This window comes from Streptosporangium minutum (assembly GCF_002149035.1).
GTDB classification, from domain to species: domain Bacteria; phylum Actinomycetota; class Actinomycetes; order Streptosporangiales; family Streptosporangiaceae; genus Streptosporangium; species Streptosporangium minutum.
The window spans coordinates 1-23,920 of sequence record NZ_NGFP01000142.1 but is presented as its reverse complement, the minus strand read 5'-3'; the positions used below and the strand labels follow the sequence as shown (position 1 = coordinate 23,920).

21 protein-coding genes are annotated in these 23,920 nt (G+C 71.7%); 11 read left to right on the top strand and 10 right to left on the bottom strand.

Features of this window, described 5'->3' with window-relative positions:
- The first annotated feature begins 87 nt into the window (after positions 1–87).
- The 7 genes from CA984_RS26995 (at position 88) to CA984_RS46470 (ending at position 6,717) form a co-directional block, all read left to right on the top strand.
- On the top strand, positions 88–1,044 hold the full coding sequence (locus CA984_RS26995; RefSeq protein WP_086576346.1) for a helix-turn-helix transcriptional regulator: 957 nt from the start codon (positions 88–90) through the stop codon (positions 1,042–1,044).
- 23 nt (positions 1,045–1,067) lie between these two features.
- Positions 1,068–1,256, top strand: coding sequence for a hypothetical protein (locus tag CA984_RS26990; RefSeq protein ID WP_086576345.1), 189 nt, complete (start codon positions 1,068–1,070; stop codon positions 1,254–1,256).
- 66 nt (positions 1,257–1,322) lie between these two features.
- Complete coding sequence (gene tatA, locus CA984_RS26985; RefSeq protein ID WP_031161467.1) at positions 1,323–1,646, top strand: Sec-independent protein translocase subunit TatA; 324 nt, start codon at positions 1,323–1,325, stop codon at positions 1,644–1,646.
- A 48-nt stretch (positions 1,647–1,694) separates the two neighbouring features.
- Positions 1,695–2,591 carry a twin-arginine translocase subunit TatC gene (tatC, locus tag CA984_RS26980; RefSeq protein WP_081937374.1) on the top strand — a complete coding sequence of 299 codons (897 nt, stop codon included), beginning with the start codon at positions 1,695–1,697 and terminating at the stop codon, positions 2,589–2,591.
- 17 nt (positions 2,592–2,608) lie between these two features.
- Positions 2,609–3,484, top strand: coding sequence for a diacylglycerol kinase (locus CA984_RS26975; RefSeq protein ID WP_086576344.1), 876 nt, complete (start codon positions 2,609–2,611; stop codon positions 3,482–3,484).
- 164 nt (positions 3,485–3,648) lie between these two features.
- Positions 3,649–6,378, top strand: a complete 2,730-nt coding sequence (locus CA984_RS26970; protein WP_086576343.1) for a DEAD/DEAH box helicase — start codon at positions 3,649–3,651, stop codon at positions 6,376–6,378.
- Between the two features lie 171 nt (positions 6,379–6,549).
- Positions 6,550–6,717, top strand: coding sequence for a hypothetical protein (locus CA984_RS46470; protein WP_086576342.1), 168 nt, complete (start codon positions 6,550–6,552; stop codon positions 6,715–6,717).
- A 69-nt stretch (positions 6,718–6,786) separates the two neighbouring features.
- Here CA984_RS46470 and CA984_RS26960 read toward each other — a convergent pair whose 3' ends face one another.
- The 3 genes from CA984_RS26960 to CA984_RS26950 form a co-directional block, all read right to left on the bottom strand.
- A complete protein-coding gene (locus CA984_RS26960; RefSeq protein ID WP_242676192.1) occupies positions 6,787–8,220 on the bottom strand; it encodes an RNB domain-containing ribonuclease in 1,434 nt (477 codons plus the stop codon).
- 170 nt (positions 8,221–8,390) lie between these two features.
- Positions 8,391–9,302 (bottom strand): 5'-3' exonuclease, encoded by a 912-nt coding sequence (locus CA984_RS26955; RefSeq protein ID WP_341351731.1) that lies wholly within the window; start codon positions 9,300–9,302, stop codon positions 8,391–8,393.
- A 9-nt stretch (positions 9,303–9,311) separates the two neighbouring features.
- Positions 9,312–10,532 carry a PP2C family protein-serine/threonine phosphatase gene (locus tag CA984_RS26950; RefSeq protein ID WP_242676191.1) on the bottom strand — a complete coding sequence of 407 codons (1,221 nt, stop codon included), beginning with the start codon at positions 10,530–10,532 and terminating at the stop codon, positions 9,312–9,314.
- 230 nt (positions 10,533–10,762) lie between these two features.
- On the opposite strand from CA984_RS26950, the gene CA984_RS26945 reads away from it, so the two are divergent.
- Together CA984_RS26945 and CA984_RS26940 are read left to right on the top strand one after the other, a co-directional pair.
- The gene (locus tag CA984_RS26945; protein ID WP_086576338.1) at positions 10,763–11,872 is read left to right on the top strand and encodes a M24 family metallopeptidase; all 1,110 of its coding nucleotides are present in this window, start codon (positions 10,763–10,765) and stop codon (positions 11,870–11,872) included.
- A gap of 93 nt (positions 11,873–11,965) precedes the next feature.
- Positions 11,966–13,108: an acyl-CoA dehydrogenase family protein gene (locus CA984_RS26940; RefSeq protein WP_086576337.1), complete on the top strand. Its 1,143-nt coding sequence runs from the start codon at positions 11,966–11,968 to the stop codon at positions 13,106–13,108.
- Positions 13,109–13,354: 246 nt separating this feature from the next.
- On the opposite strand, the gene CA984_RS26930 is transcribed toward CA984_RS26940, so the two are convergent.
- Complete coding sequence (locus tag CA984_RS26930) at positions 13,355–14,035, bottom strand: hypothetical protein (RefSeq protein ID WP_133061785.1); 681 nt, start codon at positions 14,033–14,035, stop codon at positions 13,355–13,357.
- A 366-nt stretch (positions 14,036–14,401) separates the two neighbouring features.
- The gene (locus CA984_RS26925) at positions 14,402–15,814 is read right to left on the bottom strand and encodes a dihydrolipoyl dehydrogenase family protein (protein ID WP_086576335.1); all 1,413 of its coding nucleotides are present in this window, start codon (positions 15,812–15,814) and stop codon (positions 14,402–14,404) included.
- 212 nt (positions 15,815–16,026) lie between these two features.
- Between CA984_RS26925 and CA984_RS26920 the strand changes: the two genes are divergently transcribed.
- Together CA984_RS26920 and CA984_RS26915 are read left to right on the top strand one after the other, a co-directional pair.
- Entirely contained in the window at positions 16,027–17,652 is a 1,626-nt protein-coding gene (locus CA984_RS26920) for a sensor histidine kinase (RefSeq protein ID WP_086576334.1), read from the top strand.
- Between the two features lie 97 nt (positions 17,653–17,749).
- Positions 17,750–18,226: an Lrp/AsnC family transcriptional regulator gene (locus CA984_RS26915; protein WP_031161448.1), complete on the top strand. Its 477-nt coding sequence runs from the start codon at positions 17,750–17,752 to the stop codon at positions 18,224–18,226.
- A gap of 256 nt (positions 18,227–18,482) precedes the next feature.
- On the opposite strand, the gene CA984_RS26910 is transcribed toward CA984_RS26915, so the two are convergent.
- From CA984_RS26910 to CA984_RS26890, 5 genes are all read right to left on the bottom strand, one after another.
- On the bottom strand, positions 18,483–19,451 hold the full coding sequence (locus CA984_RS26910; RefSeq protein ID WP_086576333.1) for an N-acetylglucosamine kinase: 969 nt from the start codon (positions 19,449–19,451) through the stop codon (positions 18,483–18,485).
- Positions 19,448–20,707: a 6-phospho-beta-glucosidase gene (locus CA984_RS26905; protein WP_086576332.1), complete on the bottom strand. Its 1,260-nt coding sequence runs from the start codon at positions 20,705–20,707 to the stop codon at positions 19,448–19,450. The genes CA984_RS26910 and CA984_RS26905 overlap by 4 nt, the downstream gene beginning before the upstream one ends.
- Positions 20,704–21,600: a carbohydrate ABC transporter permease gene (locus tag CA984_RS26900; RefSeq protein WP_086576331.1), complete on the bottom strand. Its 897-nt coding sequence runs from the start codon at positions 21,598–21,600 to the stop codon at positions 20,704–20,706. The genes CA984_RS26905 and CA984_RS26900 overlap by 4 nt, the downstream gene beginning before the upstream one ends.
- Positions 21,597–22,544: a carbohydrate ABC transporter permease gene (locus tag CA984_RS26895; RefSeq protein WP_086576330.1), complete on the bottom strand. Its 948-nt coding sequence runs from the start codon at positions 22,542–22,544 to the stop codon at positions 21,597–21,599. Before CA984_RS26895 ends, CA984_RS26900 begins: the two co-directional genes overlap by 4 nt.
- 6 nt (positions 22,545–22,550) lie before the next feature.
- Positions 22,551–23,920, bottom strand: a 1,370-nt coding sequence (locus CA984_RS26890) for an ABC transporter substrate-binding protein (RefSeq protein WP_341351730.1), incomplete at its 5' end; no start/stop codon positions are given.

Sequence of the window (23,920 nt, the reverse complement as noted above, 5' to 3'; positions counted from 1 at the left end):
GGGAGCGGAGACCGGGCGGGGGCCGGGCCTGGCGAGGACGTGGCAAGTGAGCGAGCGGGGCGTCGCCGACGCRGAGTGGAGCGGAGCATGAGCACGGCCGACCGGTTGCCCAGGCTGCTGGCGCTGGTGCCCTACCTGATGTCGCACCCCGGGGCCCAGGTGCCCGAGGTGGCGAAGATCTTCGGGCTCAGCGAGAAGCAGCTCATCGACGACCTTCAGCTGGTGTGGATGTGCGGGCTGCCCGGCCACACCCCCGGCGACCTGATCGACGTGTCGTGGGACGGCGGCGAGATCGTCATCGACAACGCCGACACCATCGCCCGCCCGCTGCGGCTGGGCGTCGACGAGGCCAGCGCGCTGCTGGTGGCCCTGCGGATGCTCGCCGAGATGCCCGAGTTCGGCGAGCGCGACGCGCTGGCCCGGGTCATCGCCAAGTTCGAGCAGGCCTCGGTGGAGGGCGCGGCCGCGGTCAGCAGCCAGGTCGCGGTCGAGGTGGACGCCACGCCTGACGCGCTGCCCACGGTGAACGAGGCGCTGCGGCGCGGCAGGCGGCTGTCGCTGCGCTACTACGTGCCGGGCCGCGACGAGGTGACCCCGCGCGAGGTCGACCCGATGCGCCTGGTCGTGGTGGACGGCCGCTCCTACCTGTCGGGCTGGTGCTACCGGGCCGAGGCGGTGCGGCTGTTCCGGCTGGACCGGATGATCACCGTCGAGGTGCTCGACGTGGCCGCCGATCCGCCCGCCGGCGCGGTGCCCGACGAGGTCACCTCCGGGGTGTTCCGCCCCTCTCCGACAGACGAGCTGGTGGAGCTGGAGCTGACCCCGGCGGGCCGCTGGGTCGCCGAATACTACCCGTGCGAGCAGGTGGAGGAGCTTGGCGAGGGCCGCCTGCGGGTGGCGCTGCGGGCGCGCGACCAGGGCTGGCTGGTACGGCTGGCGCTGCGCCTGGGCGACACCGGGCGGGTGCTCTCCCCAGACTCGCTGGCGGCGAGCGTGCGGGAGGCCGCGACGTCGGCGTTGAATCGTTACGAGTCGGTCTCCTGACGTCCAGGTTAAGATCTCACGACATGAGCTGGATCTTCGCCGCGGTCGCGCTGGCCACCGCCGGACTGGTCGTCCTCGGTTTCCTGGGGGTGCGGGTGCTGCTGGCGGCCCGGGAGCTGGGCAGGGAGGTGGACAGGACCCGGCGGCGGCTGGAGCCGGCACATACCCTGTTCAGGGGGCAGGTCGGGACAATACGGGTTCCGAAGGGATGAGTCTGTGCCCCGGGGAGCGTACGATCGGGATCAGAGATTGCATGTCGCTCGGCTTAAGGATGTGTCATGCCCAACCTGGGACCCACTGAGCTGATCATCATCGGGTTGATCCTGGTGCTGCTGTTCGGTGCCAAGAAACTGCCCGACGCCGCTCGCGGACTGGGCCGGTCGCTGCGCATTTTCAAGGCGGAGACCTCCAAGCTCCGCGATGACGACGACGCCGACGCCCCGACGGCCACGGTCGTCCAGGCGCAGCCCCAGCCCGCGGCCCCGGCCCCGCAGCCGCTCACCACGGCGGCGCCCGCGCCGTCGGCGGAGGAGCAGGCCCGTGCCCTGGAGGAGCAGGCGGCCAGGCTGCGCGCTCAGGCGGGTGCTCCGAAGCCTCAGTAGGCTTCAGTCCGCCTCTGATCACTTCACCTCTCGGACCGGGATTCGCGAATGGCGCTGCTGAAATGGCCCAAGCCGGGCCAGAACGGGTCGGTGTCCACCGATTCGGCCGAGGGGCGCATGCCGCTCATGGAGCATCTCCGTGAGCTGCGCAACCGGTTGGTGATCGTCCTGCTCGCCATGGTCGTGGGCATCATCGTGGGGTTCGTCTTCTTCGACCCCATCTGGACCTTCATCACCGAGCCCTACTGCAGCCTGCCCGTCTCGCACCTGCTGCGGGAGGGCGAGTGCACGTTCGCCATCCGCGGAGTCTTCGAGGCCTTCTTCGTCAACCTGAAGGTCGCGGCGATGTTCGCGATGGTGCTCTCCTCGCCGGTGTGGCTGTACCAGATCTGGGCCTTCGTCACCCCCGGCCTGTACCGCAACGAGAAGCGCTACTCGATCTCCTTCCTCGCCCTGGCGATCCCGCTGTTCCTGGCCGGCGCCGCGCTGGCCTACTTCATCATGGACACCGGCCTGGCGATCCTGCTCGGCTTCGCGCCCACCAACGCGATCCCGCTGCTGGAGATGGACGACTACCTGAGCTACGCGCTGGTGATGCTCATCATCTTCGGCGTCTCCTTCGAGCTGCCGCTGCTGATGGTGTTCCTGAACGTGATCGGCGTCCTGCCGCGCGCGACGGTGGCCAAGCACCGCCGCATGGTCATCTTCATCATGTTCCTCTTCGCCGCGCTCGCCACCCCGAGCACCGACCCGTTCTCGATGATCGCGCTGGCCATCCCCATGGTCGTGCTGTTCGCCCTCGCCGAGGGGTTCATGTATCTCCGGGAGCGGAGGGCGCCGAAGGGCGAGGACTTCTCCCATCTGTCGGATGACGAGGCGTCCCCGCTCGCGGAGGACCTTTCTCCTCTCGATTTGAACACGACGGATACTGATCCGATCAAATAGGCGATAAGTTCCGGTCTGTGCCCGGAGAGATCGCTGTTCTCGTCAACCCCCTCGCCCGTGGCGGCCGCTCGCGAGGCCTGCTCGCTCCGGTGCTCAACAGGCTCCGGCAGGGGGGCTCCGAGGTCTCGGTGATCGTCGGGGAGTCGGCGGACGACGCACTGGAACGCGCCTGCACCGCTGTCGCCGAGGGCCCCGAGGCACTGGTGGCCTTCGGCGGGGACGGCCTGGCCCACCTGGCGGTCCAGGCGGTCGCCGGGACCGACGTCCCGCTGGGCATCATCCCCGCCGGGACCGGCAACGACATCGCCGGCGCGCTCGGCCTGCCGAGGAAGGACACCCTCGCCGCCGCCGACGTCGTGCTCAGGGCCGAGGCCCGTACGATCGACGCCGCGAAGATCGGCAAGGACGAGTGGTTCGTCGGGGTGGTCTCCTGCGGCTTCGACTCCCGCGTCAACGAGCGGGCCAACGGGATGTCCTGGCCGCCCGGCATGGCGAAGTACCTGCTCGCGCTGGCCGAGGAGCTCCGCTCCTTCCGGTCGGTCCCGTTCCGGCTGGATCTCGACGGAGAGGTGATCGAACGCGAGGCCATGCTGGTCGCGGTCGGCAACACCCGCTCCTACGGCGCCGGGATGCGGGTGTGCCCGGACGCCCTCCCGGACGACGGCCTGCTGGACGTGACGATCCTCGGGGCGGTGCCCAGGGGGGAGTTCCTGCGCGCCTTCCCCCGCGTCTACAAGGGGTCCCACGCGGGTCACCCCGCCGTCACCATGCTCCGCGCCCGCCGGGTCACCCTGGAGGCCCCCGGCGCGATCGTCTACGCCGACGGTGAGCGGGTCGGGCCCACCCCGCTCACCTGCGAGATCGTCCCGGGATCGCTGCGCGTGCTCGCCTGAGCGGCCCCACGCCGACGCCGCGGCGCGGACCCCAGCCTCGCCCCCGCGGCCCCGCTCCCGCGGCTCGGCCCCGCTCCCGCGGTCCGATCGCGTCCTTGGCGATCACTTGACGGGCCGCGTACTCGGGGACGGACCGGAATCCCGATATCGGTAGGGTGGAGGGTATGACGACCCCAGCGGAACGCTACGCTGCTTTCCGTCAGAGCCAGGCCGACAGCGGGCCGGCGCTGACCTCGTTCCGCGGTCTGTACGACTTCGATCTGGATGACTTCCAGCTGGACGCCTGCCGGGCGCTGGAGGCGGGCGACGGAGTCCTCGTGGCCGCCCCGACCGGGTCCGGCAAGACCGTCGTGGGTGAGTTCGCGGTCCACCTCGCGCTGGAGCAGGGCCGCAAGTGCTTCTACACCACCCCGATCAAGGCGCTGTCCAACCAGAAGTACAACGACCTGGTCAGACGGTACGGCGCGGCCAACGTCGGCCTGCTCACCGGCGACAACAGCATCAACGGCGACGCCCCGATCGTCATCATGACGACCGAGGTCCTGCGCAACATGCTCTACGCCGGGTCCGGCACCCTGGCGGGCCTCGGATTCGTCGTCATGGACGAGGTGCACTACCTGGCCGACCGGTTCCGCGGCGCGGTCTGGGAAGAAGTGATCATCCACCTGCCCGAGTCGGTGCGGCTGGTCGCCCTCTCGGCCACGGTCAGCAACGCCGAGGAGTTCGGCGAGTGGATGGGTGAGGTCCGCGGCGACACCAGCGTCATCGTCGACGAGCACCGCCCGGTCCCGCTCTGGCAGCACATGCTCGTCGGCAACCGCCTGTACGACCTGTTCGTGGCGGACGAGGACGGCCGTCGGCCGCAGGTCAACCCCCACCTGATGCGGATCGCCAAGGACGAGGAGCGCCAGTCGTACGGCAGGGGCCGCCGCGGCTACTCCCGCCCGCGCAGGGCCGCCCCGCCCGACCGGGCGGCGGCCATCGAGCGCCTCGACGCCGGCGGCCTGCTCCCGGCGATCACCTTCATCTTCTCCCGCGCCGGCTGCGACGCGGCCGTCATGCAGTGCCTGCACACCGGCATCCGGCTCACCACCGACGCCGAACGCCACCAGATCCGGCAGATCGTCGACGAGCGCACCGCGCACCTGCCGGACGAGGATCTGGCCGTGCTGGGCTACCTCGAATGGCGCGACGGCCTCGAGCGCGGCCTGGCCGCCCACCACGCGGGCATGCTCCCGGCCTTCAAGGAGGTCGTCGAGGAGCTGTTCACCCGCAACCTGGTCAAGGCCGTGTTCGCCACCGAGACCCTGGCGCTGGGCATCAACATGCCCGCCCGCTCCGTGGTGATCGAGAAGCTCGACAAGTGGAACGGCGAGACCCACGCCGACCTCACGCCCGGCGAATACACCCAGCTCACCGGCCGGGCCGGGCGGCGCGGCATCGACGTGGAGGGTCACGCCGTCGTCCAGTGGCAGCCGGGCATGGACCCGCTGCAGGTCGCGGGACTGGCCAGCACCCGCACCTACCCGCTGCGCTCCAGCTTCCGCCCCTCCTACAACATGGCGGTCAACCTGGTCGGCCAGGTGGGCAGGGAGCGCGCCAGGACGCTCCTGGAGTCCTCCTTCGCCCAGTTCCAGGCCGACCGGGCCGTGGTGGGCATCGCCAAGCAGGTGCGCCGCGCGGAGGAGGCCCTGGAGGGCTACCGCGAGGCGATGACCTGCCACCTGGGCGACTTCGAGGAGTACGCCGCGATGCGCAGGGCGCTGTCCGACCGGGAGGCCGAGCTGTCACGCCAGCGCGGCGCGGCCCGCAGGGCGCAGGCGCTCCGCTCGCTGGAGGTGCTCAAACCGGGTGACATCATCCGTATCCCGGGCGGGCGCCGCGCCGGTCTGGCGGTCGTCCTCGACCCCGGTCTCAACTCCCGGGGAGAGGGCCCCGCCCCGCTGGTGCTGACCATCGGCAAGCAGGTCAAGAAGCTGTCGCCGGCCGACTTCCCGGTCCCGGTGGAGCCGGTCGAGCATCTGCGCATCCCGAAGAACTTCAACGCGCGCTCGCCGAAGGAGCGGGCCAACCTGATCGCCTCCGTCCACGCCAAGATCGGCGACCGCGACTTCGGCAAGCCGGCCAGGGCACGCGACCACGCGGCCGAGGACGACGAGATCAACCGCCTGCGCACGGCGATCCGCCGGCACCCCTGCCACGGCTGTGACGAGCGCGAGGACCACGCCCGCTGGGCCGAGCGCTACTACAAGCTGCTGCGCGAGACCGAGGGACTGCGCCGCCGGGTCGAGGGGCGCTCCCACGTCATCGCCCGCACCTTCGACAAGGTCTGCGGGGTGCTCGACCAGCTCGGCTACCTGGAGGGCGAGAGCGTCACCGCCGAGGGCCGCCGCCTGGCCCAGCTCTACACCGAGCTGGACCTGCTCACCGCCGAGTGCCTGCGCGCCGGGCTCTGGGAGGAGCTGGACCCGGCCGAGCTGGCCGCCGTCGTGTCCTCACTGGTCTTCGAGTCCAGGCAGGCCGACGACGCCCGCCAGCCGAGGATCCCGGCGGGCGGCGTGCAGAAGGCGCTGGGGGACATGGTCAGGCTCTGGGGCGAGCTGGAGTCGATCGAGGGCGACCACGGCCTGTCCTTCATCAGGGAGCCCGACTTCGGGTTCGCCTGGGCGGCCTTCCGCTGGGCCAAGGGCCAGAACCTGGACGCCGTGCTGAGGGACGGGGTCAACGGGGCCGAGCTGGCCGCCGGCGACTTCGTCCGCTGGATCAAGCAGCTGCTCGACCTGCTCGGCCAGATCTCCGACGCCGCTCCCAAGAGCAGCAAGGTCAAGCAGAACGCCGGCAAGGCGATGGACGCGCTCCGGCGCGGGGTGGTGGCCTACTCCTCCCTCACCTGAGAGCCCGCCGTCCCCGCGCGGGGTCCCGCCGGGCCGGCCGGTTAACTGACCGCCCGGTCAATACCTCGTGACCGCTGGTGCGCGCAACGTAACCTCGCGGGCTGTTTCCCAGGTGATCGCGGTGGACATCCCTATGGCGAACCCTTTGGACCCCTGCCCAGGGAGGTAGGAATGTTCGCCCTCGCCGCAGCATTGCTGTTCGTCCTCGCACTGATCTTCCAGCTCGCCGGTGTGGCCGTCGGCAGCGTCGTGACCGTCACCACGCTCGCCCTCGCGGGACTGCTCGCCGTCGCGCTGCACCTGGCGGGTGTCGGCGCAGGCTGGAGCCTGAAGAAGTAAAGCCGTCCTCCCGCGGCTGAGGCCGCGCCCGAGCCCCCGGGCGCGGCCTCTCCACGTGTCCGGAGCCGTTCAGGCCAGGCTGAAGCGGACCTCTCGGGTGGCGGGGTCGGCGCGCGTCAGCCGTACCTGGACCGCCTCGCCCAGCACGAGCCCCTCGCCGTCGCAGCGGGCCACCACCGCGGGATCGGTGATCTGCACCTGTCCCCAGGAACGGTCCCCGTCCACGTCGATCACCACCGCGTCGAACGCCTGGCCCACCCGCTCGCGCAGCACGAACGCCTCCACCAGATCCACGCAGGCCCGCTCGACGGCGTTCGCGCGCCGCCCGGTCGTGTGCATGATGCCGGGCAGGTCGCCCATCGCTTTCTGGATCTCCTCGGGCACCGGCTCGCCCGCCGCGATCGACAGGCAGATCTCGGTGGCGTAGCGGTCGATGAGCCGGCGCAGCGGCGCGGTCACGTGCGCGTACGGCGCGGCCACCGCGGCATGGTCCGCCTGGACGGGCGGCTCGCCGTTGAAGGCCACGTATCCGGCCCCGCGCAGCAGCACCGTGGACTCCTCCAGGAACGCGGCCTGCTCGGGGATCTTCGGGTCGAGCCCGTGCACGACGTCACCGTAGGAGGCGCCCTCCGGCCACGGCACGTCGAGCGCGGCGGCCACCCGCCGGACCTGGGCGACCTTCTCGGCGGGGGCGGGCGGCAGCACCCGCAGCAGGCCGATCTCGGCGTCCAGCATCATCGAGGCGGCGGCCATGCCGGTCAGCAGCGAGATCTGCGCGTTCCAGGCCTCGGCCTCAAGCGCGGCGCGCAACTCCACCCGGTAGCCGTCCCCGTCGGGGACGACCTCCTGCTCGGGGGTGGGCAGGGTGACCCCGCCCCGGGCCCGCTCCAGGGCGAGCCGGAGCCGGCCGATCTCGGCCAGCAGGCGCAACGTGCCGTCGGCGGTGCCGGTGTCCACCGCCGCCTGCACGTAGTCGTAGTCGAGCCGCTCCCGGCTGCGCACCAGCGCCCGGGTCACGTCGGCGCCGACGATCTGGCCGTCGGCGTCCAGGTCGACGCACCACAGCGCGGCCGGCCTGGTCATCCCGGGCAGCAGGCTGGCGGCGCCCTCCGACAGGATCGCCGGATGCAGCGGCACCCGGCCGTCGGGCATGTAGACGGTCTCGCCGCGGTTGCGGGCCTCGGTGTCGATCGCCCCGCCGGGCCGTACGAACGCCGCGACGTCGGCGATGGCGTACCAGACGCGGTAGCCGCCGGGGCGCTCCTCCAGGTGCATGGCCTGGTCCAGGTCCATGGAGCCGGGCGGGTCGACGGTGATCAACGGCAGGTCGGTCCGGTCCAGCGCGGGCAGCGCGGGCACCTCGGCGACCCACTCGGCCTCGTCGGTCACGGCTCGGGGGAACCCCTCCGGCAGCTTCAGCTCCCGGCGGATCCGTTCGAAACCGTCGTCGAGCCGCGGATGGGACTCTCCGGGCATCCGGATGCTCTTGTGAGGCACGGGCATCAACCTACCGTCACCCGCCATGGCGACCTCACCGGATGCTCCGGCGGGCCGCCGCGAACAGGCCGCCGGACCCGTGGCCGTGCTCGAACCATCGATCTGTCCATCCCGTCATCCTCCGCGCGCGGGTGCCGAAGTACTACGTCTTCCCCGGATGCGGCCGGACAAGCGGGTCAGGCGGGAGAGGCCTGCGAGAGGGCCTCCGACAGGCGGCCCATGGGGCCGCCCAGGCCGTAGCGCTCGACCAGGGCCGCCAGCGCCTCCGGATCGCGCGTCCGGCCGGGGAGGGCGAGATCCAGCTCCGGGATCGGCACGTCGCGGGCGACCCGGACCACCGCGGGGGCGACCCGGAGGTAGTCGCGGGCGGCGCTCAGCTTGGCGCGCTGGCCCGCGGTCAGGTCGCCGCCCTCGTCCACGGCCCGGAGCAGCGCCTCCAGCGAACCGAACCGGGTGATCAGCGCGGCGGCGGTCTTGTCGCCGACCCCGGGCACGCCCGGCAGGCCGTCGCTCGGGTCGCCGCGCAGGGTGGCGAAGTCGGCGTAGGAGCGGCCGGGGACGCCGTACCTGGCGGCGACGGCGGCCTCGTCGACGAGGTCGAGGTTCTTGACCCCTCTGGCGGTGTAGAGGACGCGGATGGGCTGGGCGTCGTCCACGAGCTGGAACATGTCCCGATCGCCGGTGACGATGTCCACCTGCCCCTTGGCGCTGACGGCGAGGGTGCCCATCACGTCGTCGGCCTCGTAGCCGGGCACGCCGAGACGGGCGATGCCCACCGCGTCGAGCACCTGCTCGATCACGGGCACCTGCGGGGCGAGCGTGTCGGGGACCTCCTCGACGTCGCCCGAGGCGACCCGGTGCGCCTTGTAGGTCGGGATCGCCGCCACGCGGAAGGCCGGACGCCAGTCGGCGTCCATGCAGGCGACCAGCTCGCCGGGGGAGTGCTGCCGGATCAGCATGGCGATCATGTCGATCAGGCCGCGGACCGCGTTGACCGGCATGCCGTCAGGGGCGGTCATCGACTCCGGCACCCCGTAGAAGGCGCGGAAGTAGAGGGAAGGGGTGTCGAGAAGCATCAGGCCGGGCATGGCGACCATTTAACCAAGCACGCCGATCGCCAGCACGCACGTGTCGTCCTCGGGGTTCGGGCCGCCGACCCTCTGGATCAGCCGGTCCAGCCCGGCCTCCAGGTCGTCCCCGGTGAGGTCCGCCGCCGCCGTCAGGGCCAGCGCGAGCCCCTCGTCGATGTCACGGGAGCGCCGCTCGACCAGCCCGTCGGTGAACAGCAGCAGCAGGTCTCCCTCCAGCAGCTGCACGCTGGCCGGTTCGTACGGCACGGTGAGCGTGGCGCCGAGCAGCACCCCGGCGGGCGGATCGAGCTGGACGGCCCTCCCGGCGCGGATCAGGATCGGCGCGGGGTGGCCGGCCTGACTCCAGGTGAACACGCGGGTGGCCGGGTCGAGATGGCCGATCACCGCGGTCGCGGTGGTCTCCGCCAGCCGGTGCATCACCAAGGTGTTGAGCCAGGTCAGCAGCTTGTCCGCGGGTTCGCCGGTCATCGCCAGCCCGATCAGCGAGTGCCGCAGCCGGGCCATCTGGGCGATCGCGGGCAGGCCGTGCCCGGACACGTCGCCGATGGTCAGCACCACCCGGCCGTCGGGCAGGGAGCTGGCGTCGTACCAGTCGCCGCCGAGGCCCGCCTTCATGCCCGCCGGGACGTAGCGGACCTCGATCCGCGCGTGGGGCAGCTCGACGGCGGCCCCGAGGTCGGGCATGATCGCGTCCCGCAGGGCCACGCTGAGGTGCCGTTCCTCGGCGGCCTGCTCGCGGACCTCCAGGAGCTGGCGCCGGGACTCCGACATGATCCGCTCGGCCCGGCGCCGGCCGGTGATGTCCTGGATCACGCCGTGCACGGCGGTGCGCCCGCCGGTCGCGACGGGTTCGAGGGCCGCGCGCAGGTTGCGCACCTCTCCCTGGCGGCGGATGCGGAACTCGGCCTGCCCGGCCTCGGAGCCGTGCACGACGGCCCGCAGCAGCCGATCCAGGTCGGCCTGGTCCACGGCCTCGACGTAGGCGACCAGATCGCGCAGGTGGATGGGCCCCTCGCCGGGATCGCGGCCGAAGATGGCGTAGGCGCGGTCGGACCAGACGGACTCTCCGGTATGGAGGTTCCATTCGGCCCAGCCGAGGTTGCCCAGCCGCTCGGCGTGTGCCAGCCGTGCGGTGAGAAGTTGTCGTTCCACGGCCATGTGCTCGTCCAGCTCTCCGCGCAACCGCTGCACCATCTCTGCCGCGGTCAGCGGGGCGGAACCGGTCACGAGGTCGTTTCGTGGGGGGAGGGGTGGCTGGTGGCCGCCCACTACGCCGACCATGTAGCTCGCTCTCGGAATGTGGGGCCTTACGGACATCCTGTCGACAAAATGTGATCGTCCTTCAACGGAGTGTAGTGATGTCGTCGCCGCTCCGATGGTTTTTCCCGGACTTTCTCGCGCGCTCCGGGGCCGGGTGTGATCCGGATCCGTCCACTATTAGATTGGTCGGTGTGACAATGGAGTCCTCTGACCTGTATCCCGTCGCCCGCCTGGCCGCCGCCCGGGAGGCGACCGCCGCGGCCGGCCTCGACGCGCTGCTGCTGACGCCGAGCCCCGATCTCCGCTACGTGACCGGTTACGAGGCGTTGCCGCTGGAGCGCCTCACCTGCCTGGTGCTGCCTGCGGAGGGTGAGGCCTTCCTGATGGTGCCCCGCCTGGAGCTGCCCGCCGCCGAGCACTCCCCGGCGTCGAGGCTCGGCATCGAGTTCGTGCCCTGGGACGAGACCGACGACCCCTATGCGGTCGTCGGCGCGCGGCTGGGCAAGGCGGGCAAGGTCGGCCTGGCCGACCGCATGTGGGCGATGCAGTCGCTGCGCTTCCGTGACGCGATCCCCGGAGCGGAGCAGGTGCTCGCCGGGACCGTCCTGCGCGGGCTGCGCATGCGCAAGAGCCCGGCGGAGGTGGCCGCGCTGCGCGAGGCGGGAGCCGCGATCGACGCCGTGCACGCACAGGTGCCCGCATTCCTGCGGGCGGGCCGGACCGAGCGCGAGGTCGGCAGGGACATCGCCGAGGCGATCATCGCGGCCGGGCACTCGACGGTCGACTTCGTCATCGTCGGCTCCGGACCCAACGGCGCCAGCCCGCACCACGAGCTGTCCGACCGGGTCATCCGGGCGGGCGAGCCGGTGGTGGTCGACATCGGCGGGCAGATGCCCAGCGGCTACTGCTCCGACTCCACCCGGGTCTACTCCGTAGGGGAGCCCCCCGCCGATTTCGTGAAGTACTACGAGGTGCTCCAGCGCGCCCAGGAAGCCGCCTGCGCGGCCGTACGGCCGGGCGTGTCGTGCGAGTCGATCGACGCCGCGGCGCGCGAGGTGATCGCCGCCGAGGGCTACGGAGAGCACTTCATCCACCGCACCGGCCACGGGATCGGCCTGGAGACCCACGAGGAGCCCTACATCGTCGCGGGCAACACCGAGCCGCTGGCGCCGGGCTTCGCCTTCTCCGTCGAGCCGGGCATCTACCTGAGCGGAGCGCACGGCGCCCGCATCGAGGACATCCTGGTCTGCACCGAGGAGGGCGGCGAGCGGGTCAACCACCGGCCTCGCGAACTCGTCATCGTGTAACAAGTGTCACAATCGGGGTGGCCGGTGACCCCGGTCACCCCCCTTTGTCGTCCCCCCTTTGTCGTCCACGTCCATGACCTGGAGTGTGCGGAAATGACCGTTGAACGTGTGATGCCTACCGCCGAGGCCCGCGACCTGCTGGAGCTGGTCCGTGAGCTGATCGCCAAGGAGGTGGCACCCCGGGCGTCGGCCGACGAGTCCGCGGGCCGCTTCCCGCGCGAGGTGTTCACCACCCTGGGCCGGGCCGGGCTGCTCGGACTGCCCTACCCCGAGGAGCACGGTGGCGCCGCGCAGCCGTACGAGGTCTATCTCCAGGTGGTCGAGGAGCTCGCGGCAGGCTGGCTGGCGGTCGGTCTCGGCCTGTCGGTGCACACCCTGTCCTGCTTCCCGGTGGCCGCCTACGGCACCGCGGCGCAGCGCGCCGCGCTGCTGCCGGAGATGCTCGGCGGCGAGTGGCTGGGCGCCTACTGCCTGTCGGAGCCCCAGTCCGGGTCCGACGCCGCCGCCCTGGTCACCCGCGCGGTGCCCGGCGCCGACGGCTACGTCGTCGACGGGGTGAAGGCCTGGATCACCCACGGCGGCGTCGCCGACTTCTACACCCTGATGGCCCGCACCTCCGACGACGGCGGGCGGGGCATCTCCTGCTTCCACGTTCCCGCCGGGACCGAGGGGCTGTCGTACGGCCTGCCCGAGCGGAAGATGGGGATGAGGTCCTCACCGACCGCCCAGGTCCGCTTCGACTCGGTACGGCTCGCCTCCGACGCGCTGCTGGGCGCGGAGGGGGAGGGCTTCCGCATCGCCATGGCCGCCCTGGACGGCGGCAGGCTCGGCATCGCCGCCTGCGCCGTCGGCGTGGCCCAGGCGGCCCTCGACGCCGCCACCGGCTACGCCAAGGAGCGCCGCCAGTTCGGCTCGCGCATCGCCGACTTCCAGGGGGTCGGCTTCATGCTCGCCGACATGGCCACCCAGATCGCCGCCGCGCGCGCCCTCTATCTCGACGCCGCCCGCCTGCGTGACGCGGGCCGGCCGTACGGCACGCAGGCGGCCATGGCCAAGCTGTTCGCCACCGACGTGTGCATGAAGGTCACCACCGACGCCGTCCAGGTTCTCGGCGGCTACGGCTACGTCGAGGACTTCCCGGTCGAGCGCTACATGCGGGAGGCGAAGGTCCTGCAGATCGTCGAGGGCACCAACCAGGTCCAGCGCGTGGTGATCAGCCGCGCCCTCACGCGGTAGGCGGCACCGCCGGCGGGCCCCGCGCGGGAGGTCTCCCGTGCGGGGCCCGCCGGGTCGGACGCCGGAAGGCGCCGCGTAGACGATGGTGCCGCCGGGCACGAGCGCCATCATGGCCTCGCCGGGGACCTCGGAGGACGGGGGGATCCCGTACGCCGAGGCCCGCGTGAAGCCGGACCCCGGGTAGCGCTCGGGGTGCCCAAGGACCGGGACGAGGCCCTCGCCCATGTCCCGGGGTCCGGCGGCCTGCTAGAGGAGGGGCGGCAGGAGGAGGGCCGCGCTGGAGGCGGCGACACAGGTGAGGGCGGTGAGCGCGGTGCGGGCGCGCGCCGCGGTGCCCGGGCGCAGCAGGAACGGCATCGACAGGCCGAGGGCCAGCGGGGTGAGGAGCGCCCATGGCCCGGCGGCCGGGAAGACGTCCGGGGACGGGCTCGCCGCCCGCTGGGCGACCAGGGTGAACAGCAGCAGGCCGCTGAGCAGTCCCACGGTGATGTCGCCGGCGGCGTCCGGCCGGCGGCTGAGATATCCGGCCAGGCCGAAGGCGATCAGTGTGACGCCCAGCGCGGCCTTCCAGTCGCCGGCGTGGCTGAGCATGCTCTCGGAGTGGTCGAGGGCGTGGGCGGTGAAATGGCCGGCCGCGAGCCCGGCGACGGTCAGGGCGCCGTTGAGGGCCGCCCAACCGGCCTGCGGCGAGCCGCGCGTCATGCCCAGGACCAGCAGCCCGTACAGGTAGGGGTCGTAGGCCGCGACGACGTCGCCGGGCAGCACGCGGGTGAGTGATCCACCGGCCAGGGCGAGGATCATGCCCAGCGCCAGTTCGGCGGGCATCCGGCTCATGAAGAGGCGTTCCCGCCGGTCCAGCGCCCGGAAGTCGATCTGCCCGTGCGTCTCGCGCCGGCCCATGTGCATGGCCCTGTCCATGGCTGCCATCTCGCCCCCCGACTGTCGCGGAAATCCGCCTGTCCGGCCCCGTGACTTTCACATTGCCTATCTGTCGTGTCGGAATTATGACAAACAGGTCAAACAATTGTCTTTTCTCATGGTCAAGTCATGAACATCGCCGGGAGAACCAGCGGTGCGCAGGGGAACGGCCCGATGCCACGGGACTCTCCGCCCGCGGCGCCGATCGGGGACACCGTGGAGTTCCCGGCCCGCGGAGCGAGGGGCGGCCGTGGCACTCGGCGCCGGGCGCCGGGGAGGCGGGCGCCGGGCGGTCACCGCCATGGGCGGGAGCCGGACGGCGCGGCAGCACGGGAGCGGACCGCCTCGCCTCGTCCGTGCCGCCCCGCCCACGGGTCAGAGCCCGTACTCCTCCAGCAGCCGCAGCCAGACCTCGCTCACCGTCGGGAAGGACGGTACGGCGTGCCAGAGCCGGTCCAGCGTCACCTCGGCGGTGACCGCGACCGTCGCGGAGTGCAGCAGCTCGGCCACGTCCGGCCCGGCGAACGTCACGCCCAGCAGGACGCGCCGGTCCTCGTCCACGACGGCCTTGGCCCTGCCCCGGTAGTCGTCGCCGAGCAGGTAGGCCCCCGACACCGCGCCCAGGTCGTACTCGACCACGCGCACGTCGAACCCCTCGGCCCTGGCGGCGGCCTCGGTCCGGCCGACGGCGCAGACCTGCGGGTCGGTGAAGACCACCTGCGGCGCCCCGTACCCGTCCGCCGTGTCCCGCATCGCGGGCAGGTCGTCACGTTCCCCCCGCGCCCGTGCCGCGATGACGTCGCCGCACACCCGCGCCTGGTACTTGCCCATGTGGGTGAGCAGGTTGCGGCCGTTGACGTCGCCCACGGCGTACAGCCAGCCGTCGGCGACGCCGGTCGCGCGCATGCTGTCGTCGACCCGGACCGGATCGGTGTCCGGCAGGCCGACGGAGCCGAGCCCGAGATCACCGGTCGCGGGCCTGCGGCCGGTGGCCACCAGCAGTTCGTCGGCCTCCACCGGCGCGCCCTCGGCGAGGTGGACGGTCACCGGGCCGCCCGGCTCTCGCCGTTCGACCCCGGTCACCTGGGAGCCGGTGCGCACCTGGACGCCGCCGTCGCGGAGCGAGGCCGCCAGGAGCTCTCCGGCGAACGGTTCCATCCGGCCCAGCAGCGCATGCCCGCGCACCAGCATCGTCGTCTCCTCGGCGCCGAGCCCGTGCAGGGCCTGCGACATCTCGCAGGCCACCACGCCTCCGCCCAGCACGGCCAGCCGTCTCGGGACGGCGCGGACGCCGGTCGCCTCGCGGTTCGTCCACGGTGAGGCCTGCGCCAGCCCGGGGATCGGCGGGATCACCGGCCGGCTGCCGGTGGCCAGCACGACGGCGTGCCGGGCGCGCAGCAGGCGGGTGGAGCCGTCGGAGGCGGTCACCTCGACCTGCCTGGGGCCCCGCAGCCGCCCGCGCCCCCGGAAGAACTCCGCCGGGACGTTCTTGATCCACTGCACCTGGTTGCCGTCGTCCAGGTGCGACACGGCCTCGTCGCGCCGGGCGAGCACGGCGTCGACGTCGATCGGCCGCAGTGCCAGGCCGGGCATCCGGCCGACGTCCGCCGCCAGCTCCACCGGGCGGAGCAGGGCCTTACTGGGGATGCAGGCCCAGTAGGCGCACTCCCCGCCCGCCAGCTCCTCCTCCACCACCGCGGCGCTCAGCCCGCCGCGGGCCGCGCGGGCCACGACGTTCTCGCCCGCGGGGCCGGCGCCTATCACGATCACGTCGAACTCGTCGGACACGACTACCTCCCAGAGCGTACGAGCCGATCACCGTGGTCAGTGTGACGGTACCGGCCGCACCAGCTTCGCAGCCTCGCCGTGGCGGGCGCGTGGCGGAGGGCGGTCGAAGGGGGCGATCGCATGCTGAAGAAGTGCCCCGTTCCGGTATCTTTCGTCAGCTACCGGGTTTCCGTGGCTTCAGGCACACCAAGGTTCCGTGAGATGGGAATTCGATGACCACCGACCATGCGCGCCCGGCTGACTCCGGGCGGCGCCGCTGGAGCGCGCAGACGTGGTTCAACGTCGTGCTGCTGGCCATGGCGGTGCTCCTCGGCCTGTCGGCGGTGATCGGCGCCGTCGTCCTGCGGAACGCCGCGCAGGCGTCCGACCGCCTCATCGACGAGATCTCGGTGGGCAGGATCCAGGCGGAGCGCATGCAGACGGCCCTGGTGAACCAGGAGACCGGGCTGCGGGGTTTCGTCCTCACCGGCAAGGAGGAGTTCCTCAAGCCGTACGAGGACGGGCAGCGCAGCCAGCTCGTCGCGTCGTCGCAGATCCGGACGGTGGCGTCGAGGGCGCGAGCGCTGCCGGCCCTGGAGGCGGTCGACCGGCTGAGCGCCCAGTGGCGCTCCGGTTACGCGGAACCGGTGATCGAGCACGTGCGCGCCGCCGGACCGGAGACCGTCAGCGCCGGGCAGGCCGAGGGCGGCAAGCGGGCCTTCGACGCCGTCCGCGGCGCGCTCGACGACCAGAACGCCGCCTGGGACCGGGCCAGGGACGCCGCGCGCGCCGAGCTGGCCGTCGCCCGCACCATCCGGGACGTGACCTTCTTCGCCATCCTGGTCGCCTTCCTGGTCACCGTCATCACGGTGGCGATGCTGCTGCGGATCGCGGTGTTCAACCCCCTCGCCCGCCTGGGCGACGCCTCACGCCGCGTCACCGGCGGTGACTTCGACTACCACGTCGACACCGGCGGGCCCGCGGACCTGGCCGCGCTGGCCGGTGACATGGAGGCGATGCGCCGGCGGATCGTCAGCGAGCTGGAGGAGGCCCGCGCCTCCCGGCAGCAGATCGCGGCGCAGGCCGAGGAGCTGAAGCGCTCCAACGCCGAGCTTGAGCAGTTCGCCTACGTGGCCTCCCACGACCTGCAGGAACCGCTGCGCAAGATCGCCTCCTTCTGCCAGATGCTCCAGCAGCGCTACGCCTCCCAGCTCGACGACAGGGCCAACACCTACATCGACTTCGCCGTCGACGGCGCCAAGCGCATGCAGGTGCTCATCAACGAGCTGCTCACCTTCTCCCGGGTGGGCCGCGTCCACCAGGAGCCCGTCGAGATGGACCTCAACGACGTGGTCGACCGGGCGCTGGTCAACCTCTCCGCCGCCGTGGAGGAGTCCGAGGCCGAGATCGACGTCGGCGACCTGCCGGTGATCGTCGGCGACCGGACCCAGTTCGTGATGTTCTGGCAGAACATGATCGGCAACTCCCTGAAGTTCCGCGACGCGGGCCGCCGGCCGCACATCCGGATCGAGGCCGAGGAGCAGGACGGGGAGTGGCGGATGACCCTGACCGACAACGGCATCGGCATCGCCCCCAACTTCGCGGAGAAGATCTTCATCATCTTCCAGCGGCTCCACCACCGCGACGCCTACGGGGGCACCGGGATCGGCCTGGCGCTCTGCCGGAAGATCGTCGAGCAGCATCAGGGGAAGATCTGGCTCGACACCGACTACACCGGTGGGGCCCGCTTCGTCGTCACCCTGCCCGTCACGGTGTCACCGCTCCAGGAGACGGTGCAGGAGACGCCGCAGGGGACGGTGCAGGAGGCGGTGCCGGTGGCCGCCGGTGAGGACGGCTGAGCCCGATGGCGGCCGGGCGGGAGACGATCGTGGTTGGGACCATGCCGTGACCATGGGGCGGCGCGGACGGCCACCGGGTGCCGTTACCGTTGATCGGGTGGAGGAGATCGACCGCCGGATCGTGACATTGCTGGCCAGGGATGGCCGGATGAGCTTCACCGACCTCGCCAGGGAGACCGGGCTGTCGGTGTCGGCGGTGCATCAGAGGGTGCGTCGGCTGGAGAAGCGCGGGGTGGTGCGGGGATACGCCGCGCTGGTCGACTACGACGCGATCGGCCTGTCGCTCACCGCGTTCGTGTCCATCAAGCCGATCGACCCGGCCGCCGCCGACGACGCCCCCGAACGGCTGGCCCACCTGAGCGCCATCGAGGCCTGCCACAGCGTGGCCGGGGACGAGAGCTACATCCTCAAGGTGCGGGTGGCGTCGCCGCTCGCCCTGGAGGAGCTGCTCAACCAGATCCGCAGCGCGGCCAATGTCTCGACCCGGACGACGGTGGTGCTCAGCACGCCGTACGAACACCGCGCCCCCGAGCTGGTCGACCCGGACACCGGAAAGCCGGACGACCCCGCCTGAGACCTCCCGCCTCTCCGGCGGTCCGGTGCCGGCCGAGCCCGCGGCGTCATGCGGGCGCGGCGGCGGCGCGAGGGCCGGGCACCTGCCGGATCGTCCGCCACGGAGCTCCGGGAACCTACGGGGGTTCCGGGAACCTCCTCGGGAAGGCGCCCCCGTTCACCGGCGTCCCCGTTCACCGGCGCCTCCGGACGGTTCACCGCGCCCCGACGCGGCACGGGTACGGCTCCCGCCGCGGCGGGAGCCGTACCCGGCACGCTCACGCCATGGCGTGGAAGTGGGCGCGGAGGCGGGTCTTGGCCTCCTCGGTGGCGCCGAGGGCGTCCAGGCCGAGCAGGGCCGCGCCCATGATGGGCGGGACGTCGGCGACGATCAGCTTGGCCTGGGGCGCCTGCTCGGCGAAGCGCCGCTCGATCAGGTCGCTCAGCAGGGGGTCGCGGGCGGTCAGCACGCCGCCGCCCAGGACCACCTCCATCGGGGTGCCCAGCAGGTCCAGGCGGCGCAGCGCGACCACCGCGAGGACGGTGACCTCGTCGGCCATCCGGACCACGATCGAGCGGGCCACCTCGTCGCCGGTGGCGGCGACGGCCATCAGCACCGGCACCAGCTCGTGCAGCCTGGACGGGGACAGGTCGCCGAAGTGGATGGCCAGTGCCGTCTCCTCGACGGTGCGGGTGCCGAAGTGCTCGCGGACCGCGCGGTCCAGCGCGGTGGCCGGGCCCCGGCCGTCCTCGGCCCGGACGGCGTGCCAGAGCGTCTCCTCGCCCAGCCCCATCCCGCCGCCCCAGTCGCCGGTGAGCCGGCCGAGGGCCGGATACCTGGCCACCTCCCCGGTGGGGGAGACCCCCACGGCGTTGATGCCCGCACCGCACACCACGGCCACGCCCGCGGGCCCGGAGGCCCCGGCGCGCAGGAGCGCGAACGTGTCGTTGCCGACCACCACGTCCCGGCCGTACTCGCGGGCGAGGATCTCGTCGCGGATGGCCTCCTCCTCGACCGGCAGGTCGGCGCCGGCGACGTAGGCGGCCACGTGGTCGGCGAACGGCGGCACGAGGTCCGGGCCGAGCAGCCGTACGGCGTCGCCGATCACGTCGATCGCGACGCCCACCCCCGCGCTCTGCGGCTCGAAGGCCGCGCCGCGGCGGGTGGCCAGGACGGAGCCGTCCTCGCCGACCAGCGCGACGTCGGTCTTGCTGTTGCCGCCGTCCACGGCCAGGACGGTTCTCACGTGGTCGCCCAGGGCAGGTGCTGGCGGTTGGCGTCGATGAGGCGCCGGGCCAGGTCGTCCGAGAGCGAGGCCTGACCGATCAGCGGGTGGGCCAGCAGCGCGTCCGAGACGCGCTGCTCACCGCCGTGCAGGGCCGCCTCCAGCGCCAGCGTCTCATAGGCCGTGACGTGGGCGACGAGCCCGGCGAAGAGCGGCTCGACGGGGTCCACCGGCAGCGCCGCCGCCCCCGCCGCGGTGATCCTGGCCGGGACCTCGATGACCGCGTCGTCGGCCAGGAACGGCAGCGTGCCGTCGTTGCGCAGGTTGACCACCTGGGTGTCGCCGCGGTCGCCGAGCAGCGAGGCGATCAGCGCCACCGCGGCCTCGGAGTAGAACGCCCCGCCGCGCTTCTCCAGCAGTTCGGGCTTGGTGTCCACCGACGGGTCGGTGTACATCTCCAGCAGGGTCGCCTCCATCGCGGCGACCTCCGCCGCGCGCGAGGGCTTGGTCCTCTGCTCCTCCACCACGAGGTCGTGCTCGTAGAAGTAGCGCAGGTAGTAGGAGGGCACCACGCCGAGGCGGCGGATCAGGCCGGCCGTCAGGCCGATGTCCTGGGCGATCTCCTCGCCGTGGCTCTCCAGCAGCTGCGGGAGCACGTCCACCCCGTCCAGGTGGACGGCCCGCTCCCAGGTCAGGTGGTTCAGGCCCACGTGGCCCAGGGAGATCCGCTCCGGGGCGACCCCCAGGTTCGCGGCGAAGCGGCGCTGGAAGCCGATGGCCACGTTGCACAGGCCGATGGCCCGGTGGCCGGCCTCCAGCAGCGCCCTGGTGACGATGCCCACCGGGTTGGTGAAGTCGACGATCCAGGCGTCGGGCGCGTGCCGGCGGATCTTCTCGGCGATGTCCAGCACCACAGGGACCGTGCGCAGCGCCTTGGCCAGGCCGCCCGCGCCTGTGGTCTCCTGGCCGACGCAGCCGCACTCCAGCGGCAGCGTCTCGTCCACGTTGCGCGCCGCCTGGCCGCCGACGCGCAGCTGGAGCATGACGGCCTGCGCCCCGGCCACGCCCTCCTCGACCGAGGCGGTCGCGACGACCCCGGCCGGGTGACCGGCGCGCGCCAGCATCCGCCGGGCCATCCCGGCGACCGGCTCCAGCCGGCGGACGTCCGGGTCGACCAGCGCGATCTCGGTGAGGGGGAGCTCGTCCCGGAGCCGGGCGAATCCGTCGATCAGCTCCGGCGTATACGTCGAGCCGCCCCCGACAACGGCGAGTTTCACCCTTTTACTCCTGTCAGCGTTACGCCTTCGATGAAGACTCTCTGGGCGAAGAAGAACACGATGATCACCGGGGCCATGACGAGAAGGGTCGCCGCCATGGTGAGGTTCCACTGCACGCTGTGCAGTGCCCGGAAGGACGCCAGCCCGAGGGAGAGCGTCCAGTTTTCCTCGTTGATCTGGGCGTAAAGCAGCGGCCCATAGTAGTCGTTCCAGCAGTAGAAGAACTGGAACAGGGCCACCGCCGCGATCGCCGGCCGTGCCATCGGCAGGATCACCCTGATCAGGGTCCAGAAGTCCGAGCAGCCGTCCACGCGGGCGGCCTCGGTGTACTCCCTGGGGATCGTGATCAGGAACTGCCGGAGCAGGAAGATGGAGAAGGCGTCGCCGAGCAGCATCGGCAGGATCAGCGGCCACAGCGTGCCGGTGAGCTCGAAGCGCGCCCAGATGAGATAGACGGGGACGGCGATGACCTGCGGGGGCAGCATCATCATCGTGATGACCGCCAGGAAGGCCAGTTTCCTGCCCCGGAAGCGGAACCGGGCCATCGCGTAGGCCACCGGGACCGACGACAGCAGCATGAACAGGGTGCCGAGCCCGGCGTACATGAACGTGTTGCCCAGCCAGCCCAGCAGATGCGACCTGGCGAACACCTCGGCGAAGTTGCCCCAGTTCCAGCTGTCCGGCCACAGCTCGCCGGTGAGCGCCTGGTCGTCGGTCATCAGCGCGGTCAGCGCCACGAACACCAGCGGGCCGATGAACATCAACGACAGCGCCACTGCGAGGGCGTGGGTGGCGATCCAGTACAGCGTCCTGCGGACGCGGCCGCCGCGCGTGCCCGTACGGCGGGCGGGGGCGGCGGCGGCGGGCGGCCTGGTGGCCAGGGTGGTCGTCACCGGTTGCCTCCTTCGTCGTCGGTGAACGCGCGGAACTGGCGGAGCAGGACGAGGGTGAAGATCATGGAGGCCGCGAACAGCAGCAGCGCCAGCACGCAGGCGTAGCCCATGCTGAAGTCGCGGAAGCCCGCGTGGAACAGCCACTGGGGCAGCGTCAGCGTGGACATCTCCGGGTAGCCGGGCACGAAGCTGCTGCCGGGGGAGTCGGTGACCCCGGCGGCGACCCGGGAGGCGATCATCGCCTGGGTGAAGTACTGCAGGGCGTAGATGACGCCGGTGACCGTGGAGAACATCAGCACCGGGGAGATCATCGGCAGCGTGATGCTCCGGAACTGCCGCCATCCGCTCGCCCCGTCGATGGCCGCGGCCTCGTAGAGGTGCTTGGGGACGTCCAGCAGCGCCGCGAGGAAGATCATCATCGTGTTGCCGATGCCCCACATGGCCAGCAGGGTCAGGCCGGGCTTGGCCCAGTCCTTGTCGCCGAACCAGTCGGGGGCGGCGATCCCGAAGAACTCGATGATCTGGTTGAGCGGCCCCGAGGGGTTCATCAGGAAGACGAAGGAGACGGTCCCGGCCACCAGCGGCACCAGCGACGGCAGGTAGAACACCGTGCGGAAGAAGCCCGCGCCCGCCTTCAGGCGGGTGAGGAGCTGGGCCACGGCCAGGCCGAAGAGAACCTGCGCGGGGACCATGAACACCACCAGCCACAGCGTGTTCTTGATGGAGATCCAGGCCCGGTCGTCATGGAAGAAGTAGCGGTAGTTGTCCAGGCCGGTGAACTCCAGCGTGAACAGGTCGTAGCGGTGGAAGGAGAAGTAGGCCGTCGCCACGAGGGGGTAGACGAAGAAGACCGCGAACCCGATCAGCCAGGGTGACATCCAGAGGAGGGCCTTGCGGCCCTCGCGGCGCGCCCGCGGGGGCGCCGCCGCGTGGGTGACGCTCATCGAGGATCAGCCCCCGGAGAGCTTCAGCTTGTCGTTGACACGCTTGTCGACCCCGGCGAGCCCGGCGTCGATGTCCTTGACCGAGCCCTTCTCCCACTGGTGCATGAACTCCTGGATCGCCTCCTGGTTGAAGGTGCTGTTGACGCTGGAGGGCATCGTGCTGGTCTTGGGGTGGGAGAAGATGTCGATGAAGGTCTGGAAGTTCGCGTCCTTCTTCAGGTCCGGCGACTCCAGCGAGGCCTTGGTGGTGGGCACGTTGCGCAGGGCGTTGGAGAGGGTGACCAGGGCGGCGGTGTCGGTGGTCAGATACTTCACCAGCTCCCAGGCGGCCTGCGGGTTCTTGGCGCCCTTGGGCACGCCGACCACCGTGCCGGCGGTGAAGCCGCTGCCGTACAGGTCGGGCTTGTCGTCGGCGACCGGGAGCGGCGCGGTGCCGTACTCCAGGTCCTTGGCCTCATTGGCGATCATGGCGTTGCGCCATTCGCCGTCGAGCACCATGGCGACCTTGCCCTTGTAGAACGGGTGGTCGGCCGACCACTCCTGGCCCAGGCTCTTGCGGAACTTGTCGAGCTTGTCGTAGCCGTACCAGTCGACGAGCTCCTTCTGCCACTGCAGGAGCTGCTTCCAGGCCGGGTCGGAGCCGATCGCCGAGGTGCCGTCCGGGTTGTACCACTTGGCGCCGACCATGGGGGCCAGGTGCGAGGCGGTGTTCTCGTAGTACTCGAAGCTCGGGATGAAACCGGCGACCTTGATGGTCCCGTCCGCGTCGCGGACCGTGAGCTTCTTGGTGAGCTCGGTCAGCTCCGACAGCGTCTTGGGCGGCTGGGCGCCCTTCATCAGGGCCTTGTTGTAGTAGAGCCCGTAGGCGTCGGCGAGCAGCGGCATCACGCAGCGTTTGCCGCCGAACTCGGTGTAGGAGCGCGAGGCCTCCGGCAGCACCGACAGGTCGATGCCGTCCTGCTTGATCACCGGAGTGAGGTCCTGGAACGTTCCGCTCTTGCACCACTGCGCGACGTTGTCGGTGGTGAAGGAGGACGCGACGTCCGGGGCCTTCCCGCCGCGCACCGCCTGGGTGATCTGGTCGTCCTGGACGCCCTTGACCAGCTTGACGGTGATCTGCGGGAACTTCTGGCGGAACCCGGCGACGGCGTCCTCGAACGCCTTCACCTCGGCGGGCGCCGAGAAACCGTGCCACAGCTCGATGGCGGCGGCGGGGAGGGAGGCGGAGGCGGAGCCCGAGGGCTTGGGCTGGGCCCCGAGCGCGGGTGCGCTCTCCTTGCCCGCGGTGCAGGCGGTCAGTGCCGCGGCCGTGAGGGCGGCGGTGGCGGAAATGAGAAAGCGTCGATGCACGACGGCTGCCTCCTTGCGTGTGGGGG

Excerpts from the sequence above, each read along its gene's own strand:
- CA984_RS46470 (WP_086576342.1), top strand. The coding sequence starts at position 6,550 with ATGTTCGCCCTCGCCGCAGCATTGCTGTTCGTCCTCGCACTGATCTTC.
- CA984_RS26970 (WP_086576343.1), top strand. The coding sequence starts at position 3,649 with ATGACGACCCCAGCGGAACGCTACGCTGCTTTCCGTCAGAGCCAGGCC.
- tatA (WP_031161467.1), top strand. The coding sequence starts at position 1,323 with ATGCCCAACCTGGGACCCACTGAGCTGATCATCATCGGGTTGATCCTG.
- CA984_RS26930 (WP_133061785.1), bottom strand. The coding sequence starts at position 14,035 with ATGGCAGCCATGGACAGGGCCATGCACATGGGCCGGCGCGAGACGCAC.
- CA984_RS26960 (WP_242676192.1), bottom strand. The coding sequence starts at position 8,220 with ATGCCCGTGCCTCACAAGAGCATCCGGATGCCCGGAGAGTCCCATCCG.
- CA984_RS26955 (WP_341351731.1), bottom strand. The coding sequence starts at position 9,302 with ATGCCCGGCCTGATGCTTCTCGACACCCCTTCCCTCTACTTCCGCGCC.
- tatC (WP_081937374.1), top strand. The coding sequence starts at position 1,695 with ATGGCGCTGCTGAAATGGCCCAAGCCGGGCCAGAACGGGTCGGTGTCC.
- CA984_RS26990 (WP_086576345.1), top strand. The coding sequence starts at position 1,068 with ATGAGCTGGATCTTCGCCGCGGTCGCGCTGGCCACCGCCGGACTGGTC.
- CA984_RS26945 (WP_086576338.1), top strand. The coding sequence starts at position 10,763 with ATGGAGTCCTCTGACCTGTATCCCGTCGCCCGCCTGGCCGCCGCCCGG.
- CA984_RS26920 (WP_086576334.1), top strand. The coding sequence starts at position 16,027 with ATGACCACCGACCATGCGCGCCCGGCTGACTCCGGGCGGCGCCGCTGG.
- CA984_RS26995 (WP_086576346.1), top strand. The coding sequence starts at position 88 with ATGAGCACGGCCGACCGGTTGCCCAGGCTGCTGGCGCTGGTGCCCTAC.
- CA984_RS26940 (WP_086576337.1), top strand. The coding sequence starts at position 11,966 with ATGACCGTTGAACGTGTGATGCCTACCGCCGAGGCCCGCGACCTGCTG.
- CA984_RS26895 (WP_086576330.1), bottom strand. The coding sequence starts at position 22,544 with ATGAGCGTCACCCACGCGGCGGCGCCCCCGCGGGCGCGCCGCGAGGGC.